General features: G+C 67.4%; 23 protein-coding genes. 11 read left to right on the top strand and 12 right to left on the bottom strand.

All coding sequences use genetic code 11. From position 1 onward, the window contains the following. The first annotated feature begins 42 nt into the window (after positions 1-42). The gene (locus E1263_RS14785) at positions 43-480 is read left to right on the top strand and encodes a VOC family protein (RefSeq protein WP_132167868.1); all 438 of its coding nucleotides are present in this window, start codon (positions 43-45) and stop codon (positions 478-480) included. 746 nt (positions 481-1,226) lie between these two features. Here the strand turns inward: E1263_RS14785 and E1263_RS14780 are convergent. Further along, positions 1,227-1,970, bottom strand: coding sequence for a DinB family protein (locus E1263_RS14780; RefSeq protein WP_132167867.1), 744 nt, complete (start codon positions 1,968-1,970; stop codon positions 1,227-1,229). Between the two features lie 79 nt (positions 1,971-2,049). Here E1263_RS14780 and E1263_RS14775 point away from each other — a divergent pair, with 79 nt between their 5' ends. Then, positions 2,050-2,514: an NUDIX domain-containing protein gene (locus E1263_RS14775; protein WP_202868879.1), complete on the top strand. Its 465-nt coding sequence runs from the start codon at positions 2,050-2,052 to the stop codon at positions 2,512-2,514. Position 2,515: 1 nt separating this feature from the next. Here the strand turns inward: E1263_RS14775 and E1263_RS14770 are convergent, their stop codons facing one another. Beyond that, positions 2,516-3,355: a helix-turn-helix transcriptional regulator gene (locus E1263_RS14770; protein ID WP_132167865.1), complete on the bottom strand. Its 840-nt coding sequence runs from the start codon at positions 3,353-3,355 to the stop codon at positions 2,516-2,518. A 170-nt stretch (positions 3,356-3,525) separates the two neighbouring features. Between E1263_RS14770 and E1263_RS14765 the strand changes: the two genes are divergently transcribed. Further along, positions 3,526-4,383 (top strand): oxidoreductase, encoded by an 858-nt coding sequence (locus tag E1263_RS14765; protein ID WP_132167864.1) that lies wholly within the window; start codon positions 3,526-3,528, stop codon positions 4,381-4,383. Positions 4,384-4,400: 17 nt separating this feature from the next. Here E1263_RS14765 and E1263_RS14760 read toward each other — a convergent pair whose 3' ends face one another. The 4 genes from E1263_RS14760 to E1263_RS14745 all read right to left on the bottom strand — a co-directional run bounded on the left by E1263_RS14760 (position 4,401) and on the right by E1263_RS14745 (position 7,404). Continuing rightward, positions 4,401-4,958, bottom strand: a complete 558-nt coding sequence (locus E1263_RS14760) for a hypothetical protein (RefSeq protein WP_132167863.1) — start codon at positions 4,956-4,958, stop codon at positions 4,401-4,403. A gap of 22 nt (positions 4,959-4,980) precedes the next feature. Further along, the gene (locus E1263_RS14755; protein WP_238161249.1) at positions 4,981-5,727 is read right to left on the bottom strand and encodes a DUF3626 domain-containing protein; all 747 of its coding nucleotides are present in this window, start codon (positions 5,725-5,727) and stop codon (positions 4,981-4,983) included. Beyond that, on the bottom strand, positions 5,724-6,485 hold the full coding sequence (locus tag E1263_RS14750; protein WP_132167862.1) for an SAM-dependent methyltransferase: 762 nt from the start codon (positions 6,483-6,485) through the stop codon (positions 5,724-5,726). Before E1263_RS14750 ends, E1263_RS14755 begins: the two co-directional genes overlap by 4 nt. Positions 6,486-6,606: 121 nt before the next feature. Next, positions 6,607-7,404 (bottom strand): nucleoside/nucleotide kinase family protein, encoded by a 798-nt coding sequence (locus E1263_RS14745; protein WP_238161248.1) that lies wholly within the window; start codon positions 7,402-7,404, stop codon positions 6,607-6,609. Positions 7,405-7,542: 138 nt separating this feature from the next. Here E1263_RS14745 and E1263_RS14740 point away from each other — a divergent pair, with 138 nt between their 5' ends. Then, positions 7,543-8,175, top strand: a complete 633-nt coding sequence (locus E1263_RS14740) for a phosphotransferase-like protein (RefSeq protein ID WP_132167861.1) — start codon at positions 7,543-7,545, stop codon at positions 8,173-8,175. Here E1263_RS14740 and E1263_RS14735 read toward each other — a convergent pair. Beyond that, entirely contained in the window at positions 8,126-9,277 is a 1,152-nt protein-coding gene (locus tag E1263_RS14735) for a lipid II:glycine glycyltransferase FemX (RefSeq protein ID WP_238161247.1), read from the bottom strand. The two genes, E1263_RS14740 and E1263_RS14735, sit on opposite strands and share 50 nt — an antisense overlap. Positions 9,278-9,529: 252 nt before the next feature. Here E1263_RS14735 and E1263_RS14730 point away from each other — a divergent pair, with 252 nt between their 5' ends. Together E1263_RS14730 and E1263_RS14725 are read left to right on the top strand one after the other, a co-directional pair. After that, entirely contained in the window at positions 9,530-10,384 is an 855-nt protein-coding gene (locus E1263_RS14730; protein WP_238161246.1) for an aldo/keto reductase, read from the top strand. A 47-nt stretch (positions 10,385-10,431) separates the two neighbouring features. Further along, positions 10,432-11,091, top strand: coding sequence for an HAD family hydrolase (locus E1263_RS14725; protein ID WP_132167859.1), 660 nt, complete (start codon positions 10,432-10,434; stop codon positions 11,089-11,091). A 1-nt stretch (position 11,092) separates the two neighbouring features. On the opposite strand, the gene E1263_RS14720 is transcribed toward E1263_RS14725, so the two are convergent. Genes E1263_RS14720 through E1263_RS14710 form a run of 3 tightly spaced genes read right to left on the bottom strand, consistent with a single transcriptional unit; the run spans position 11,093 to position 12,926 of the window. Next, complete coding sequence (locus E1263_RS14720; protein WP_132167858.1) at positions 11,093-11,644, bottom strand: cysteine hydrolase family protein; 552 nt, start codon at positions 11,642-11,644, stop codon at positions 11,093-11,095. Between the two features lie 48 nt (positions 11,645-11,692). Continuing rightward, on the bottom strand, positions 11,693-11,983 hold the full coding sequence (locus E1263_RS14715; RefSeq protein WP_132167857.1) for a DUF1905 domain-containing protein: 291 nt from the start codon (positions 11,981-11,983) through the stop codon (positions 11,693-11,695). Continuing rightward, positions 11,976-12,926, bottom strand: a complete 951-nt coding sequence (locus tag E1263_RS14710; RefSeq protein ID WP_132167856.1) for a helix-turn-helix transcriptional regulator — start codon at positions 12,924-12,926, stop codon at positions 11,976-11,978. Before E1263_RS14710 ends, E1263_RS14715 begins: the two co-directional genes overlap by 8 nt. A 107-nt stretch (positions 12,927-13,033) precedes the next feature. Between E1263_RS14710 and E1263_RS14705 the strand changes: the two genes are divergently transcribed. The 3 genes from E1263_RS14705 (at position 13,034) to E1263_RS14695 (ending at position 15,624) form a co-directional block, all read left to right on the top strand. Then, positions 13,034-13,939 (top strand): LppU/SCO3897 family protein, encoded by a 906-nt coding sequence (locus tag E1263_RS14705; RefSeq protein WP_132167855.1) that lies wholly within the window; start codon positions 13,034-13,036, stop codon positions 13,937-13,939. Between the two features lie 63 nt (positions 13,940-14,002). Then, on the top strand, positions 14,003-14,842 hold the full coding sequence (locus tag E1263_RS14700; RefSeq protein WP_132167854.1) for an alkaline phosphatase family protein: 840 nt from the start codon (positions 14,003-14,005) through the stop codon (positions 14,840-14,842). After that, complete coding sequence (locus tag E1263_RS14695; RefSeq protein ID WP_132167853.1) at positions 14,839-15,624, top strand: SDR family oxidoreductase; 786 nt, start codon at positions 14,839-14,841, stop codon at positions 15,622-15,624. Before E1263_RS14700 ends, E1263_RS14695 begins: the two co-directional genes overlap by 4 nt. On the opposite strand, the gene E1263_RS14690 is transcribed toward E1263_RS14695, so the two are convergent. Then, on the bottom strand, positions 15,605-16,030 hold the full coding sequence (locus E1263_RS14690; protein ID WP_132167852.1) for an OsmC family protein: 426 nt from the start codon (positions 16,028-16,030) through the stop codon (positions 15,605-15,607). The genes E1263_RS14695 and E1263_RS14690 overlap by 20 nt on opposite strands. Positions 16,031-16,060: 30 nt before the next feature. Next, positions 16,061-16,717, bottom strand: a complete 657-nt coding sequence (locus E1263_RS14685) for an SDR family oxidoreductase (protein WP_132167851.1) — start codon at positions 16,715-16,717, stop codon at positions 16,061-16,063. Between the two features lie 36 nt (positions 16,718-16,753). Between E1263_RS14685 and E1263_RS14680 the strand changes: the two genes are divergently transcribed. Next, complete coding sequence (locus tag E1263_RS14680) at positions 16,754-17,527, top strand: alpha/beta fold hydrolase (RefSeq protein WP_202868878.1); 774 nt, start codon at positions 16,754-16,756, stop codon at positions 17,525-17,527. A gap of 232 nt (positions 17,528-17,759) precedes the next feature. Beyond that, positions 17,760-17,885 (top strand): hypothetical protein, encoded by a 126-nt coding sequence (locus E1263_RS44050; protein WP_272949667.1) that lies wholly within the window; start codon positions 17,760-17,762, stop codon positions 17,883-17,885. Positions 17,886-18,524: the final 639 nt, after the last annotated feature.

The raw sequence follows: 18,524 nt of genomic DNA, 5'->3' as shown, positions 1-18,524 counted from the left end.
CCTAGGGGTACAAGTGACCAGAATCGATCGAGGAGCAGCAACGTGACGGTACGCCGGATGGACAATGTCGGAATCGTGTTCGAGGACCTGGAGGCGGCGATCGCCTTCTTCGTCGAGCTCGGCCTGGAGGTCGAGGGACGCGCGCAGGTCTCCGGCGAGTTCGCGGATCAGTGCGTTGGGCTCGAAGGGATCCGCTGTGACATCGCCATGCTGCGCACCCCGGACGGCCACAGCCGCCTGGAGCTGAGCCGCTACGTCACCCCGGCAGTTCTCGAGGCCCCGCTCAAGCAACCGCACAACACAGTCGGGATGCACCGCGTCATGTTCGCCGTCGACGGCCTCGAAGACGTCATCGAACGTCTCGGCAAGCACGGCGCCGAGCTCCTCGGCAGCATCGCCCGCTACGAGGACAGCTACAAACTCGCCTACATCCGCGGCCCCGAAGGCATCATCGTCGGCCTCGCCGAACAACTCGCTTAGCCCGCCCCCTCGTGCACGAACAACTGCAGGTAGTCGCCGAATCCCGCCAGCTTCGCCTGCCCTGGCGGCCAAAGCGGCATGCAGAGGCACTACGTGCAGTCCGTCGTGCCGGCCCGGTGCCCGAGTCGAGCCGCTCGGTAGCCGGGCGCGGACCGCCTGGTGCACGAGGTGGACTCGGGCGGATCAGCCGAGTGGTCGGCACTAACAACTGCAGGTAGTGCGCTCCGGCGGCGCAAGCTGCGCTGGGCGATCGGCTGGTGGGCAGGAACCCGGCGACTACTTGCAGTCCCCAGTGCCGTACCAACCGAGCACCGCGAGTGAACCCACCCTGCTTCCACGTTCCGCGAGTGAACCGAGTGGGCTCCCGCGAGTGAACCCACTCGGCGGGTCTGGAGCCGAGTGGAATGAGTGGGCTGCCGGAAGGCGGTTTCCGGCGACAAGGTGCGCACACTCGAAGGCCGCCCGCAGAGTGCTGCCACTCGCGGGCGGCGATGAGCGCGGTCGCGCCCACCGCGACACTCGGGCGCGCGTACGGCGGCGGCACGACGAACTGCACGTAGTCGGCCACACCGGCGAGTAAGCCACCTGAGCCACAGGCGACCAGCTCCGCTCCCGCGACTACCTGCAGTTGTTAGCGTCGGCGAGCACCCGTCGGTACGACGAACTGCGCGCGCACGATCGGCCTGTTCCGCCGTACGGGCTCGTTGTGGTGGTGGCTGATGCACGACGGACTGCAGGCGGGCGGGCTAGCTGAGAGTGGCGAGGTCTCGGGAGGCGTAGCGGAGGTGTTCCCACTCCTCTTCGAGGATCGTGTGGAGACACGAGAGCACGGTTTCGGGATATTGCGGCGCCCATGGGTTCTTGCGGGCGCCGGCCAGGTCGGCCGCGGTGACCGTTGCCAGGTAGTCGCGGACCTGGGCGACATGCTCGGCGCGGACGGCCAAGACTTCGTCGTACGACGGTTTGGTCGCGCTGAAGACCGACATGTCGAGCCCGTCGGTCTCGTACTCGGCATTCGGCTGGCCGAGGGGGTGGAACGGCTGCGCGACACCGAGGATCGCGCCACCGAACCAGGTGTTGGTCGCCATCACGAGGTGTCGCAGCGTTTGTGCGAACGACCATTCGCCGTCGACCGAGAGGTCCGCCGTACCGGCCGACATCGCGGCGACCTGGTCGGTGGCGGTGGCCCAGGCGTGTTCGATCGCGGCCCACGCCGTACGGAGGGCTTCGGGGTTGTCGGCGAGCCGGAGTTCGCGGCCGGGGAAGCGGCGGTTGAGCTCGGCGTCGACGTACGGCGCGACGTTTACACCGTTGACCAGTAAGGAGTTTTCGCCCGCGAGCAGCCAGGGCGCGTCGATGTCCGCACCGGCGACCTCGGCGGCTCGCAGCACCACGCCGGACAGGTCGCAGCGGACGAACCGCGCTCCGCTGAGGTTCACATCCGTGAACGCTGCACCCTGCAAATCATCGGACTGGGTAAAGGACGCCATCGCGCCAGTCTCACACCTGACCGCCCCCGCGCGAAGCACTGGGCCAAAACTGTCGGCGGCCGCTGACATGCTCCACGGCATGGTGATCCCGAGAGCGATATCAGTGGTGATCGAGGCCGGGAAGGTGCTCGTCGTCAAGCGCTACGTGCAACGGCAGCGCGCCGATGAGTGCGTCATGTGCGAGGTCAGTGACGCGCCGGGGCCTGACTGCGCCGGACATCACTACGCGGTGCTGCCGGGAGGTCATGTCGAAGAAGGAGAGACTCCTGAGGAGACTGCGGTTCGAGAGCTTGCGGAGGAGACCACGCTGACCGCCGAGATCGATCGGCTGCTCTGGACGGGCACTCACAACGGCCGGCCCGCGTACTACTTCCTCATGAAGGACGTCCGTGGCGACGTGCAGTTGTCAGGCCCGGAACTGGACGCCCAGTCGGTCGACAACTCCTTCGAACTGCTCTGGCGCGACGTCGAGAGCCTCGAAGCGCTCGGCATCCACCCGCCGGAGATCCCAGCCCGGCTACTGGAGCTACGGCAAGACCGGTGAGCTAGCGAGCCGGAGGCTGCGGGTGGCGGGTGGCGTGGAGGCTGCCGAGCAGGGACAGTGCCTGGGCGCTTGGGCTTCCCGGTTCGGCGTGGTAGATCACCAGTTGTTGGCCCGGCGCTCCGCGGACATCGAAGGTCTGGTACGTCAGGTCGAGCGGCCCGACGTCGGGGTGGACAACCTTCTTACCGTCGTGGGTCTTTCCGTGCACGGTGTGCGCGGACCACAGGGCGGCGAACTCCTCGCTCGCTCCCGTCAGGGAGTCGACGAGGTCGTGCAGGCGTCGATAGTGCGGGTCCGGGCCGGTGGCGTGGCGCAGTCCGGTCACGACTGCCTCCGCTGCCCGCTCCCATTGGGTGAAGAACTCTCGGGCGGCCGGGTCGAGGAAGGTCATGCGGGCCATGTTGTCCATCTTCACGAACGCTGAGAACAGGGCGCCGGCCAGGGCGTTCGACGCCAGGAAGTCGGTGGCCGGGTTCAGCACGAACGCCGCGGCGGTCGGGTATCCGTCCAGCAACTGACGCAGCGCAGGACTCACCGTCTCGTGTGGCTGTGGCCGCTCACCTTCCGGCGCGGTGCCGGCCAGCCGGAACAGGTGCTCTCGGGCTTCATCGTCCATCCGCAGCGCGCTGCTGATCGCGTCGAGGATCTGCGGAGAGGGGCTGCGCTCGCGGCCCTGTTCGAGGCGGGCGTAGTAGTCGCTGTTCATGCCAGCCAGGACGGCGACCTCCTCGCGCCGCAGCCCCGCTACCCGGCGCGCGCCGTAGGAGACGAGCCCGACATCGTCGGGGCGCAGGCGGGCGCGGCGGGCGCGCAGGAAGTCTCCGAGATCGTTGCTCGTCACCCCTTCAGGCTAAGCCCCAGCCCTTCGGCGTGCCTGGGTGCGCCGTACCCAGGCACGACTCGTCCTGGCCCCCTTTCCCCGGGCCGATCAGGCTGGCAATCAGCAGCCGGATACATCCGCGACGGTGTGCTCTTCCACGAACACCTCGTCCTCTACAAGGAGAACCAGGCATGACACCCACCACCAAGGTCTTCTTCATCACCGGCGTCAGCAGCGGCCTGGGCCGCGCCTTCGCCACCGCCGCCCTGGATGCCGGCCACACCGTCGTCGGCACCGTCCGCAGGGACGCTGACGGACAGGCGTTCACCGCTCTGCACCCCGAGCGCGCGCACGCCCGCCTTCTCGACGTCACCGACGACGCGGCGGTCTTCGCTGTGGTCGGCGAGGTGGAGCAGTCCGTGGGTCCGGTCGACGTGCTGATTGCGAACGCCGGATACGGCCTGGAGGGCACCTTCGAGGAGACGGCCCTGGCCAACCTGCGTGCCCAGTTCGACGTCAACGTCTTCGGCGCTGCCGCAACCGTTCAGGCCCTCCTGCCGTTCATGCGCGAACGGCGCCGGGGGCACATCTTGGCAGTCACCTCCATGGGCGGTCTGGCCTCTTTCCCCGGCGTCTCCGCCTACTGCGGCAGCAAGTACGCCCTGGAAGGTATCCTCGAAGCCATCGGCAAGGAGGTATCCGGCTTCGGCATCCACGTCACCGCCGTCGAGCCAGGCTCCTTCCGCACCGACTGGGCCGGCCGCTCCATGGTCCGCGCAGCGCGCACTGTCCCCGACTACGACGAGCTGTTCGAACCCCTCCGCGCAGCCCGCCGAACAGCCAGCGGCCAACAGCTGGGAGACCCGGCCAAGGCGGCCGCCGCGCTTCTGCGCATCCTCGACGAACCGAACCCACCTGCCCACCTCGTCTTCGGCTCCGACGCTCTGCGCCTGGTACGGGCCGGACGCGAGGCCGTCGACCGCGACCTCGACGCCTGGGAACACCTCACTCTCTCCACCGACTACAGTCCCGCCGCCGACCTGGCGTAGGTCGCACGTATCTGCGGCTACGGCCGGGGTTCGTGGGGCGGGATGAGTAGGGCGGCGAAGAAGGTCCAGAGGTAGAGGGGTTCGCTGGCGATTGCGTACGAAAGGGCGTCGTTGCCGACGCCGTTGAGAGCCAGGACGTAGGCGCCCAGACCGACGAGGGAGATCGTGCCGGCATCGCGGGCGCGGTCGCCGACCCGCGGAAGCTGGCGGCGCATGGCTGACGCGGTGAGATAGAGGATGGCGATGGCGCCCAGGAACACGGCGAACCTCAGCACCACCTCCAGGCGAGTGAACGACTCGGCCCCGGCCACGACCTTGGCGATGCCGCAGGCTGGGATCAGTAGCCAGAGGCGCGCGGCCCAACCTCCCGACCTACTGGCGTAGCGCCAGCTCAGCTGGCGGCCGCCGGTTGCGAGCAGGATCCAGACGACGATGGCGCCGAGGTCGATGACGGTGTACAAGCGGAACACCGTCGGAATCGTCGTTGCGAAGAAACTGAACAGCAACAGCCCGAAGTGGAGGACAGACGCCACCACCCAGCCGATCTTCGCTGTCCAGATCGGTTCGTAGAACATCCGGCAGACCTTACCTGCTTGCTTATGCGGTTCCTGCCCGGCCGAAGTGGGCCAGGCAGTGCCAGAGGCGCTTGAAGTCCTGAGCTGGGCGAATGGCAGCGCGGGCTGCTCGGCCGACCAGCTCTGGAGTGATGAGCCCGCCGAGTGACTCGGCCAGGGCGACGATGTGCGGTCCGCGGTACGCCGGGTCGATCGCGCCAGCGCGGACCCGGAAGCCCGGGTGGTATTCGACCGCGCAACCGAGCCGCGCCGCCGCGGCCTCGACAGCTGTCCCGGCAAACGACGGATCCAGTACGACGGCCTCCACGTCGGCGCTGAACCGGACCGACCCGTGGACGTGGGCTTCGACCGCGTTGTCGAGATCGCCCAGCTCCGACTCGTCCGCGAGCGCGCAGAGATGAGGGAGCGCTGTCTGGTCTCCGAAGTCGGTCGGTTCGTAGACCGAGTCCGGGAAGCAGAAGGTCGCCCGGTCGACGACCTCGGGCCGCAGCCGGAGGTAGGAGGAGCCGAAGCGGATCGCTCCCCCGTACGGATCGGCGTGCCGGTTCCATGCGCCGTAGACGGGTCGCGTGTCGGCGGGAGCGTCGTCGTACCGGCCGGTGAAGAGGCGGGACTCCCAACGCCAGCGGTCACCGCCGGGGTGAGCGGTCAGACCGCCGTTGGAGCTGCCGGTACTGAACTGACTGCGATAGATGCCGTCAGCAACCATCGAGTCGATCACCATGCCGCCTCGGTAGGGCCAGTCCGGATGGAACTGCAGGGTGATCACCGGCGACGAGCGACCAAGCGAACGAGACCCAGCAGCTCACCCCGGTCGGCCTCAAGCATGTTGGCGTCAGGCGCGTAGCCGCGGTCGATGAGATCACACGCTTTCAGCCATTGCAGCCAGTCGTCCCAGCCGCCCGGGATCATCTCGGCGATCGCGACATCGACGAGTTCGGTGCGCTCCCAGTGGTTGCGCCACCAGTCCGGGCTCAGCCAGGTGAACAGGTCCGGTGTCCACCGCTCAGCCAGGTACGGCGGAAGTGTCGGACCCGGGTCGTGGTCGAGACCGGGCATCACGACGCCGACTGAGCCGTGCGGCTTCAGGAATTCGAGTAGATGCGCGAGGTACCGGGATTCGGTGCCGAAGTAGTGATACGACCCGATGCTGATCACCGCGTCGAAGAACCCGCGGGCGAACGGCAGCTCCCGTGCGTCGGCCCGGATCGGGTGCACCCGGTTGGCGACGTCCCAGGTGCGGATCCGCTCCCAGTTGTCGGTGGGGTCGGTCCAGAGATCGGCCGCCCACACCTCAACGCCGTACTCGCGGGCCAGGAAAACAGATGAGACGGCGGCACCGCAGCCCAGATCGAGAACACGCATCCCGGGTTCGAGGGTCAGCACCTCCATCAGGGACTCGATGCACCAGAGCGGATGCGGACCCATCGGCCGCTCGACGATCCACTCCGGGTCGTAGCCGGAGCTGCGGGGATAGCGCTCTCTCGTGAGAGCGGCCCGTAAATCGTGCTGAGTGGAAGGTGGCATCTGTTAGAAGATGACAGCACGCCGATTGGCCCGCAACGCATTTCTGAGGGAGCAGTTGCATGACAACGAGCGGCCGCATCATCGTCTTGATCGGTACGTCGAGTGCCGGGAAGCGGCTGAGCTAGTGGTGATTTAGATGGCCGTCGGCCCGAAGTTGAACGTCGGCACGCGCCTCGTACTCATCCGGTGTTCCAACGAAGGTCAGAGCACAGCCGGATTCTCCGCACTCACAAGCGAAAGGAAAGCGCGGCAGCTCAGCGAATCCACGGTCAGACCGCCACAGCCGCACTTGACGACAGGCTGCACGATTCTCAATCCGCCGTTGCCTGCTCAGCTCGTCGCCGGGCCGGAGCCTTGGAAGTTGACCCAGGGTCGTCTCCACCATCGCCATGATCGCCGCCCAGTCCGGATCGGCAGACACCTCCACCAACGGCAAGCCTGCGGCTGCGGCCTCCTCCCGCACGCGACCCGCGAGTATCGCGTCCCGCTCCAGCAGGCCCTCCAGTCGCGCCCGCGCAGCGGCATCATCGACTCCCTCAAGCCGTTCCTCACGCGCTTTACGTGTCTGCTCACCGTCAGCAACCAGCCAGATCGCCGTGCGAACGTCAGCCGTTAGCAACGACGGAAACAACTGCGGGCCCTCGACCAGCGCCGGCACCCGTCCGAGGTCGCGGGCCGTGACGTCTTCCACCACAACGTCAAGCCGCGCTCGCGAGATCTTCACGAACACATCAGCGGCTGCCTCCGGTGTCTCAGCAACCTCTTCGACCAACGACCTGAACACGGGCATCCGGCCCAGATGGTCATAGGTCCAGAGATCTACCGGATGCAGTGGCAGATCCCTTGCCTTGGCCAACTGCCGTGAGATCGTCGACTTCCCAGCTCCCGGCGATCCACCGATCCACACCATGTCTGTCATCCGCTCATAGTGGCAGGCAACTCGTCCATCCCCTCGACCTCTACGCACCATCGGAGGTCTTGCTCAGTGGAAGGTGGCATCTCTTAGAAGAGACAGGACGCCGGTAGGCCCGCAACGCATTTCTGAGGGAGCAGTTGCATGACAACGAGCGGCCGCATCATTGTCTTGATCGGTACGTCGAGTGCCGGGAAGTCGTCGACTGCCCGGCAGCTTCAACTTGGGCTGCCGGAGCCGTATCTGCTGGTCGCGCTTGATCACTTCTACGACATGTTCCCGCAGGACTGGCTCGGCCATCGGCGTGGGCCGGGGCCGGGGTTCTGGCAGGAGACGTTGACCGATCCGGATGGGAAGCCCCGGATCGTCACCCAGTACGGCGACGCCGGCCGCCGCATGTTCGCGGGCATGCGAGCGTCCGTGCTCGCTCTACTCGAGACCGGGAACAATGTGGTTCTCGACGAAATGCCGGTGGACGAGTCGATCGTGCCGGCTTGGCGCCAGGCGCTGGCCGGGAGGGCGGTCTATTGGGTCTCGGTCGAGGCGCCGTTGGAGGTGCTCGAGTCGCGTGAGCTGGAGCGCCATCACGGGCGGCACCTGGGGAACGCGCGCGGGCACTTCGGTCTGGGGCTGGACGGTGAGTTCGATCTGCGACTCGACGCGGCAGCGCTCACTCCGGAACAGCGTGCTGCTGCGGTCATCAGTGGCGCGGAAGAGAGCGGTTTCTTCAGCCGCGGGATCGGTAGCGGGTCATCGCGCGGAGAAGCAGTTGGTTGATCGGGCCCGGGAGGGCGCGTTCCCATTCGCCGACGGTCTGGACGAGTTCGCCCCCGGTGCCGAGCTTCCAGCGCAACAGGCCGAAGGCGCGGTCCTCGGGATCGAGTGAGTCGGACACTCCACGCATGTCGTAGCGGTCAGCGCCGAGTTGCTGCGCCTCGGACATCATCGTCCACTGCAGGATGTGACTCGGGCGGACCTCGCGGTGATGGTTGGCCGAGGCTCCCGACTGGTACCAGACCCGTCGGCCGACGACATTCATCGTGTGGGCGGCGAGGACTTCGCCATTCCAAGTGGACAGGTACAGGCGCATCCGGCCGAGGCGTTCGGCGTTCATCACGCGGTACTGGCGCTGGTAGTAGGCCAGCGACCGGCCGAGCCGGAACCCGTTGCGGCGCTCGGTCGCCTCCAGCAGCTCGAAGAACGCCGGGAGATCGCTCTCTGCGCCCTGCCGGATCTCGATCCCGGACTTCTCGGCCTTCTGGATGTTGCGCCGCCATTCCTTGCTCAGCCCACCCCAGAGATCGGCGTTCGTCCGCCCGTCGATCGGGACCTGGAACAGGTACCGCGGCTGCGCGTCACTCCCCGCGCCGTCCTCGCCGCCGCGACTCCAGCCGAGATCACGCAACCGCTCGGCCACTGATGCTCCCACCGGCTCCACCACATCCGGGAGGACGTCGTCCACCCGGCGATCGCGTCGTACGGCGGCCTTGAGGGTGGCGGCCTGCCAGCGTTTCAGGACAGTGGGCGGGCCGAGCCGTACGGCGAAGACCTGTCTTCGGTCGAGGTGGTCGAGCAGCGGATCCAGCCAGCGCTCCAGGCGCGGATCGGCCCAGTCGATGTCGGGTCCTTCGGGGAGATAGGCGTACCAGCGGGACACACCCGGCAGCCGGCGGTAGAGCACGAGCGTGGTGCCGACGACCTGACCGTCGGCGTCACGCCAAGCCAGTAATTCAGAGCTCCACTCCGTCTTCACCGCCGCCCAGGATGCGACCTGGAGATAGCTCCGGCCGCCGTGCTGATCGGCCAGTGCGTGGTATTCCGATGGAGCGATCACTCCGATTTCGAGCAGCTCCGAACGCGTCCGTACGTCGGTGGTCACCAGTGCCTCCCCGGCAGTCGCCTCTACTGACTGAGACGTAGCGAGCGGCGGAAAAGTCACACGTGGGCTGGCGATCCGAGGCGCCACTCCGGATCGCGGCACCGGCAGCGACACCCACAGGGGCAACAAAAAATCCACCCGGAAAGGGTGGACCGGAAGTAATTCCTGTTTTATTATGAGCGAATGCCCAATTGGAATGTAAATGCATTCCTACTAATAACCATATCACCAGAAATTGCGAGGTGCAAGTCCATGGAGTTTTGGCAGGGAGTGCAGCGGGTCGGGTTCGGGACGAAGCGGCTGGCGGGGGCGACCGGTGGGCCGGACGCCCGCACGAAGGCTGTCGCGCTGATCCGGCGGGCCGTTGAGCTGGGCGTGAACCACCTCGACACGGCCGCCTTCTACCCGACCATCTCCCCTTCTGACAACGCGCGCGCCATGGAGTGTCTGCGCTGGGCGAACGAGACGGTCCGGGAGGCGTTGACGCCGGGCACCAAGGAGGTGGTCATCGCGACCAAGGTCGGTGCACTCGACCGGCCACTGGTCCGGCCCGACGAGCTGCCCGGCCTCGTCGAGCAGGAGCTGCGAGACCTCGGCCGCGACACCATCGACCTTGTCTACTTCCGTCAGCAAGGGCTGGAGTCGGTCGCCGAGCACTTCGGCGTACTGGCTCAGCTTCAAGAGAAGGGACTCATCAGGGGGCTCGGACTGTCCAACATCCGCCTGCACCACCTCGCCCAGGCGCAAGAGGTCGCGCCAGTCGTCGCCGTGCAGAACCGGTACGGCGTCGGTTTCGGGCGCGTCAACGACGAACTCGTCCGGCTCTGTGGTGAACAGGGCATTGCCTACGTCCCGTACTTCGCCTTGGCCGGCGCCGACCGCGAAATCGGTGGGGTTGCGGCCTCCGATGTCGTTCAGCAGCTCGCCGATGCCCATGAGGCGACACCTGCCCAGATCCGCCTCGCGTGGACGCTCAGTCGCGGGGAGCACATGCTCGCCATCCCGGGCACGAGCAGTGTCCAGCACCTGAGCGAAAACCTGGCCGCCGAATTCATCCACCTCTCCCCCACCGACATCGCCGCGCTGGACGCCGTACCGTCTGACTAACCGAGTCTGACTAACCGACTCTGACTGCCCGCTCTGGAGGTCGCCGCGTGCTCAAGGTTGTCCTGTTCGATCTCGACGGCACCCTGGTCGAACAAGAGCACGCGGCGGCTCAGGCCGCTGTCGAGTGGGCCGCGGCGTACGGCGTCACCGGTCCGGAGGTCGCGGCGCGGTGGGCGGCGGTGTCGCAGCTTCACTACCCGAGGTACCAGCGGCGGGAGCTGACGTTCGCCGAGCAGCGTCGCGCCCGGGTGCGGGAGTTTCTGGGGCTGCACGCCGATGACGCCGAGCTCGACGCGATCTTCGGTGAGTATCTGTGGCGCTACGAAGCCGGTTGGCGACTGTTCGACGACGCGGTCCCCGCCGTCCGACGGGTCCGGGCAGCGGGGCTGCAGGCCGTGATCTTCACCAACGGGAACTCGGCCCATCAGCAGCAGAAGATCGACCGCTTCGGACTGACCGCCGAGGTCGACCGCTTCATCTCCGCCGAAGATCTGCCGGCCGGCAAACCCGACCCACGCGCGTTCCAGCAAGCCCTGTCCCTGCTCGACATCGAGCCCGACCAAGCGCTGATGGTCGGTGACTCCCTGACGAACGACGTCCACGGAGCACTCGCAGCCGGCCTCGGAGCCGTCCTGCTGGCGAGATCCGGCCAGCACGCCGACGTCGGCGTACGGCGGATCGCCAGCCTGGACGAACTCGTCTGGTAACTCAGCCGAACGACAACTCGGCGGCAGACTGCACAGTCGCCGTCCGACCCGGCGCATCCTGGAACTGCCAGTACAGGTTCGTGTGCGCGATGACCTGATCGGGTTTCGGAGCGCCGTACGCAGACAGGTCTTCAGTCGTGTGCGCGTCGGACACGAGCGTCACGTCATAACCGCGCGTGAACGCACCATGCACGGTCGACCGAATACACGCGTCCGTCTGCGCTCCCGTCACCACCAGATGCCCGATCCCGCCGGCCTCGAGCACCGACTCCAACGTCGTGTCCTCGAACGAGTCCCCGAACGTCTTGGGCACCAACGCCTCACCAGGCTCCCGAGTCAGCTCCGGCACGAACTGCCACCCTTCCGTGTCCGGCACCAGGTCAGCACTCGAGTGCTGAACCCAAACCACCGGAACCCCGGCTGCCCGAGCACCGTCGACAGCAGTCTTGATGTTTGCGACAACCTGGTCGCGCTCATGTGCCCCGGCAACAACGCCGTTCTGCACGTCAATCACCAACAGCGCCGCATGGGGCCGATCAATCAGCGTAGTCATGCACCAGACGTTATCTGCCGCCTCCGACAGTTTTGTCAGGCAGCTTTGTCAGGTGCGGAGGTGGAGGCGAACGGTGGGGGCGTCGCCGTCGTCGAGGTCTTCGGCCCGGCGCACAGCGGCCTTGATGGGGACGATGTAGTTGCCGTCCTTGGGGAAGAGCGAGGTCTCCCAGGTGGTGCTGCCGATGGCGGCGTGGACGGGGATCATGCCCCAGCCGTAGGAAACTCCGGCGGATTCGGCTTCGAGGTAGGCGCACTCCTCGTCGGGGACGGTGATGAAGTACCAGGGCGCCGGGCCACGCCAGAAGTAGATCTCGCCGGTGAATTCGAGCTCACGCACTGGTGCTCGCCTCCAGCAGTCGTCGGGCCAGGTCGCGGGATGCTTGCTGGAGTTCGGGTGGGGACACGATCCGGTACGGCGTGTTGAGCGCGGCGAGCTGGAGGGCGTACCAGTAGGGGTCGTCGGTGCTGGCGATCAGACGGGTCTGCTGATCGGAGAGCGGTTCCAGACGGCCCATGCTGCGCGGTAAGCAGCGGCGGATGTCGTCGACGGAGGCGTCGATGACGACCTCGATCGCGTGTTTCCACCCCATGGCCAGGTGTTCTTCGACGACGGCCAGTGGGTCGAGGTCGTCCGGGACGCAGAACTCGGCGCCGGTCTCCTCCATACCGGCCATGCGGTCGACGCGGAGGACACGTTGGGCTTCCTTGGCGTGCGACCAGCAGAGCAGATACCAGCGTCCGCGGCGGACGACGACCGCCCAGGGGTCGACCTCCATCGGTCGGGTGCCGCCGTCGCCGAAGGTGTAGTCGAGGACGATGCGGCGGCGTTCGGTGCTGGCCGCGACAAGGGCGGCGGTGACTGCGGGGTCCGGGGTGCGGATACCGGGGTCGGCGGCGCGGGCGCTGACTTTGCGGATAGCGTCGGTCGAGCGGGCGATCGGCTCAGGGAGAACACGAATGATCTTTCCGAGAGCGCTCTCCACGGGATCATCGGCGCCGCGCGGTCCTTCGAGCACAGCCATCACCAGGCCGAGCGCCTCGGTGGTGCTGAACATCAGCGGGGGCAGCCGCAGACCGCGGCCGACGCGATAGCCGCCGTACGGGCCGCGGGCGGACTCGATCGGGATCTCGGCCTCACGCAGGATCGCGACGTACCGGCGGGCGGCGCGTTCGGAGACGCCGAGCTTGTCGCCGAGCTGCTCGGCGGTGATGCCGGGGCGGTTCTGGATCAGCTCGAGCACCGTCAGCGTGCGCGAGGTCGGACTCACGTCATGTGCCATCGAGGAAAAGGCTAACCGAGAAGCTACTTGAACTCTGGACGTGAGTAAGGTTCGGAAGTTCGCTTTCGCGAATAGACCCAGCATGCTTCTAGTCCCAGGAAGTTTCCGTGACCACACCGCCACAAAATCCGCCGCAGAACCCGTACGACGCCCAGCCCGGCAACTACGGTCCCCCGCCGGAGCAGTTCCCGCAGTACACCCAGCCCCAGCAGGGTCAGCCGCAGCCGCCGCAGTACGGACAGCAGGGTCCCCCGCCTGGAGCGCCCCAGTACGGCGCACCGCAGTACGGAGAGCAGCAGGCGCCGTACGGACAGCAACAGCCGGGGCCGTACCAGCAGCCCTACGCCCAGCAAGGACAGCAGCTCCCGCAGCAGGAGCAGTACCCCCAGCAGGTGCAGTACCAGCCGGGCACCTGCCGCTTCTGTGGTGGCTTCCCTGCGGTCGACGCCACGGTGCGTGGTCACCAGGGCATGCTGATCGTGATGCGTTGGCTCAAGCTGACTGGCCCGTTCTGCAAGACATGCGGTACGGCGACCGTGCGCGACATGACGGCGAAGACCATGGTGCAGGGCTGGTGGGGTATCGGCTCCGCGATCGTGACGCCGTTCGTCATGCTGTCGAACCTCGGCCCGGCGCAGAAGTTCAAGCAGCTGCCCGAGCCGCAGCCCGGTCAACGGCAGCCGATGGATCCGGGCAAGCCGCTGTTCAATCGCCCGCAGGCCCTGATGCTGGTGCTCCCGATCGCGATCATCGCGGCGATCGTGATCGGCAACATCACCACCACGTCGACCAGTGAGGCGACCGTCGGGTCGTGCGTGGTCAACAACGGAAGCAACTCCGACCCGGACGTGAAGGTCGTCGACTGCAGCAGCTCGGAGGCGCAGTACCGCGTCGTCGGCAAGCTGACCGGTACAACGGACGACAGTGGCTGTGAGCAGTTCCCCGGCTTCGAGGCGTCGTACACGAAGAAGGAGCGCTACACGCGGTACACGCTCTGTCTCGGCGCCAAGTGACCTGATGAGGCCCGGCAGAAAAAGGCCGGGCCTCTAAGGCACCTCCTGTGCCAGGGTGACCGCGTGAGAGTCCTCGGAATCGACGTCCCGCCGGCCCTCCTCGACAAGTGGGCCGACTGGCTGGCTCCCGACCAGCAGCCGTTCTTCCTCACCCCGCAGCAGGCTGCGGCCTGGGGGCTCGAGGACACCGGCCGCGAGCCGAGCCGCGAAGATCGCGACACCTTTCTCACGTACGCCGTCGACTCGACCGCGACCGTGGTCGCGTGGCTGACCGAACCGCAGTTCGCCGCGCTCGACAAGCCGATCCGCGCTCAGCTGGTCCGGGCGCAGGTACGGCACGGGCGCGGCGCCGTACCGGCTGTTCGCGCCTGGCAGGGTCTGCTCGGGCCCGAGCTCAAAGCACAGGCCGACGGTCACCGCTTCGTCTGGTGGAAGTCGCTGCTCGCCGAGCACAAGGCCGCGATCCTGCCGGTCATCGTCAGCGAAGACATGGGACCGAGCCGGCACACCGAGGTGACGCGCTGGCCCACCGAGGTTCCCCGCGCCCAGGAGCTGGCCGGCACCTTCGCCGACGGCAGCGGGCCGAACTGCTTCGGCAGCGTGATGGCCGCGACCGGAGTTGAGGGCGCGGACTCCGTGTGGATGCTGCGGGAGCCCTTCGAGGAATGGCTCGCCGAGCACACCGTCCCGGGCGGCCGTGACAACGAACCTGGAACCGTCTTCGTCTGGCGCAACCAGGCCGGTCTCGTGCAGCATGCCGCGATCACCATCGGCGACGGCTGGATGTTCCACAAACCCGCCCAGACGTGGCGATCACCGCGCAAGGTCCGCACCGTCGCGGAGGTGCGCCGCTCCACTCGAACCGCAGGCTGGCGACTGACCCGGCATAGGGTGATTGGGTGAGGCTACTGGTCACCGGCGCGGCCGGATTCCTGGGGAGCGAGGTCGTGCGGCTCGCCGAACACGACGTCGTACCGACGTATCACTCGGCGAAGGTCGAGGGCGGTGCGCGGCTCGATGTGCGTGATCGCGCCGAGGTCGCGGCGGTGATCCAGCGGGTGCGTCCGGACGCGATCATCCACGCGGGGTTCAAACAGAGCGACTGGGCGACCACGGCCGACGGTCCCGCGAATCTCGCGGTCGCTGCGCGAGAGGCCCGGTTCGTGTTCGTCTCCACCGACGCCGTGTTCGGCAGTGGACCCGACCCGTACGACGAAGATGCGCCGCCGAGCCCGACTTCGCCGTACGGCGCTGCGAAGGCGGCCGCGGAGACCGCGATCCGCGCGGTTCATCCGAACGCCGTGATCGCCCGGTCGTCGCTGATCGTCGGGAGCGCGGGCACATCTGAGTCAGAGCGGCTCACGCATGCGTTGGCCGGCGGTGCCTCGGGAGCGTTCTTCAGCGAGAACATCCGGTGCCCGGTGCATGTGAGCGACCTCGCCAGTGCATTGCTCGAGCTCGTCGAGTCGGATTACACCGGGATCGCACATCTGGGCGGCGCCGAGGCGGCCAGCAGGCTGGAGCTCGGGCGACTGATCGCCGTACGGGATGGGCTCGATCCAGACGCGCTGCCAGCGGTCCCGGGCGCGATCTCGCATATCCGGCTGGACAGCACGCGGACGCAGCAACTGCTCAAGACCAGGCTGCGTCCGGTGCGGGAGTTCCTCAGACCGCTGTCGTCGTAACCGGTGTTCCGAGCTCGACCGTCCGGCTGACCGTGCAGAGGCGGTCGTGCGACATCTTGACCGCGCGCGGTAGCGCCTCGCGGGCCTTGTCGCCGTCCTCGCCCTCGGGGAACCGGATCGTGAACTCGACCGCGAGGTTCTCCATCCGGTTGCCTTCGTCGGCGTCGCGGACCTTGTCACCGCGGACCACCGCGGTGAACTCGGTCGGCTCCGCGCGCCGGCTGACCACGATGTCGACGTCGATCGCCGAACACGTCCCGATCGCGGCGAGCAACAGCTCGACCGGCGTGAAATCGGTGTCGTCGCCACCGGAGCCGACGGTGATACTGCCGCCGCGCGCGTTCGTCACCTTGTAGCTGCTGTTCGCCAGGCGCTCGAAGTCGACCTGGCGCAGTGAGTCGCCCATAACCGTCACAATCTGTTGCCCCAGGCAACGTCAGAGGTTTGCGAGTGCCTCGGTCACCGGGGTTTCCCCGGTGATCAGCTCAAGGACCCGGCCGATCGAGGCTGTCGCCGTACAGAGACCAGCGAGTGTCAGCGCGACGTCGTCGCGGCTGATGCTGCCGCGGCCGGTCTGGTCGGCGATCAGGATGTTGCCGGTGCCGGGGTCGTTGGTGAGAGCGCCTGGCCGCAGGACCGTCCAGTCGAGGTCGCGGCTGCGGCTGCGCAGATCGTCCTCGGCCGCCTTCTTGGCGCGCAGGTAGATCGTGAACGACTCGTCATCAGTCAGCGTGTCGGCGCGATCCGCACCCATCGAGCTGACCTGGATGTGCCGCCGTACGCCGGCCTGCACGGAGCCGTCAGCGAACAGCGCGGCCGCGCCCCGGTCGACGGTGTCCTTGCGATCGTCCCCGCTGCCCGGTCCAGCGCCAGCCGCGAAGATCGCGACGTCGGCCTGAGCCAGCACGTCGGCGACCGCGTCAGCGTCAGCCTGCTCAAGATCCAGTACGGCGGCCTTCCCGCCGGCGGCCGCGATATCGGCCTCGTGATCGGGGTTGCGCACCAACCCGACCACCTCGTGCCCATCAGCACTCAGCAGCTTGGTCAGCCGCAGAGCGATCTGCCCGTGTCCACCCGCAATCACGACTCGCATGTCATGAGCCTAGCTCGCGTCGGGCAGACTGGGTGGGTGCCGTATGCAACAGCACTTGATGGTGTCCGGATCGGTTATCAGCTCAGTGGCGAGGGACAACCACTGATTCTGCTGGCCGGTCAATCCAACAATCACACCTGGTGGGACCCGGTTCGCGCCGACTTCTCGTCGGCCTATCAGACGATCACGCTCGACTGGCGTGGTACCGGGATCAGCGACAAACCCGATGAGGTCTACACCACTCCCGGCTTCGCCGAAGACGTCGTGGCGGTGCTCGACGAACTCGGTCTGCCGACTGCGCATGTCTACGGAACCTCGATGGGCGGGCGGGTCGCCCAGTGGATCGCGATCAACCACCCGGACCGCGTCTCCAAGCTGATCTTGGGTTGTACGTCGCCTGGTCCGGCGCACGGTTATGAGCGGAGCTCCGAGATTCGGCGTGCGCTCGCGGACCCGGTCCAAGGTGGCCGGGTGCTGGTCGACCTGATGTACACCCCGCAATGGGTCGCGGCGAATCCGCCGCCGTACCCGGTGCTCGGGGATCGCGACATGCCGCCGTACGCGAAGGGCCTGCACTTGGTCGCCAGCAACAAGCACGAGGCCTGGGACCGGCTCCCCGACATCATCGCGCCGACGCTCATCCTGCACGGTTCCGAGGACATCTTCAGCCCGGTCGCGAACACGAAGGTGCTGGCCGAGCGGATCCCCGACTCCCGCGTTGAGATCATCCAAGGCGCCCGCCACGCGTACTTCCACGAGTGCCGGGCGGTCGCGAGCCCGCTGGTGCTGAGCTTCCTCGGATCCTCCTAACCGCCAACACGAACAACTGCAGGTAGTCCCTGGACGGGGCCCATCCGGCGCCCGGAACCCCTTGGGCACCCGACCACCTGCAGTCCCTCACGCAGGAGCCACCACCGCGACGCACCCGTACGGCGCGCCGGCCACCCGCAGTTCGCCGTACCGACAGGTGCCGGGGCTGGGCGTGGTGCGGGCCAGCTGGTGGTCGACACGAACAACTGCACGTAGTCATCGAGTCGGGCTGATGACATCAGCTCAGGCGGCCCGTTCGTCCGCGTGGCCGACCACCTGCAGTTCGTCGTACCGACAGGCGCTGGGGCTTGTCGCGATGCCGACCGGGGTAGCGGCCGACACCAACAGCTGCACGTAGTCGCCGGAGCGGGGCTGATCGCATGCGGCTCAGGCGGCTTACTCGTCGGTGTGGCGCCTACCTGCAGTCCGTCGTGCCGACGGGCGCTGGGGCAGCTGCCAGCACAACGGACTGCAGGTAGTCCGCAACCGGGGTTGCCGGGGTTCGGCCGAAGCGGGCGACTCGTGCGGGCCGCCCACTACATGCAGTTCGTCGTGCCGCCGCCGCTGCACGCGGGCCAGAGTGCCCAGGTGAGCGCGACCGCGTGTACCGCCGCCCCGCTTACCGCCGCCCGCGAGTGAACCCACTCTGCGGGCGGCCTTCGAGTGTGCGCACCGTGTCGCCGGCAATCGATTTCCGCCAGCACACTCCTTCCACTCGACCCTCACCCGCCGAGTGGGTTCACTCGGCGGACGCGCAGTGGGTTCACTCGCCGAAGCCGGACGCCCGGTGGGTTCACTCGGGGACGCCCGGTGGGTTCACTCGGGGGAGCCAGAAGCCGGCTGCCCAGTGGGTTCACTCGGAGGGCTCGGCTGGTACGGCGCACTAGGGACTGCAGGTGGTGGCCTATCGGGGGGCTATCGCGCTCCGACTGGGCGGGCGGAAGGGGTACGTGCAGTTGGTCGTGTTGGGGTTACTGGGGGTGGCGGAGGATGGGGC

This window comes from Kribbella antibiotica, from assembly GCF_004349055.1.
GTDB lineage: Bacteria > Actinomycetota > Actinomycetes > Propionibacteriales > Kribbellaceae > Kribbella > Kribbella antibiotica.
This window is presented reverse-complemented; position numbering and strand designations above follow the sequence as displayed.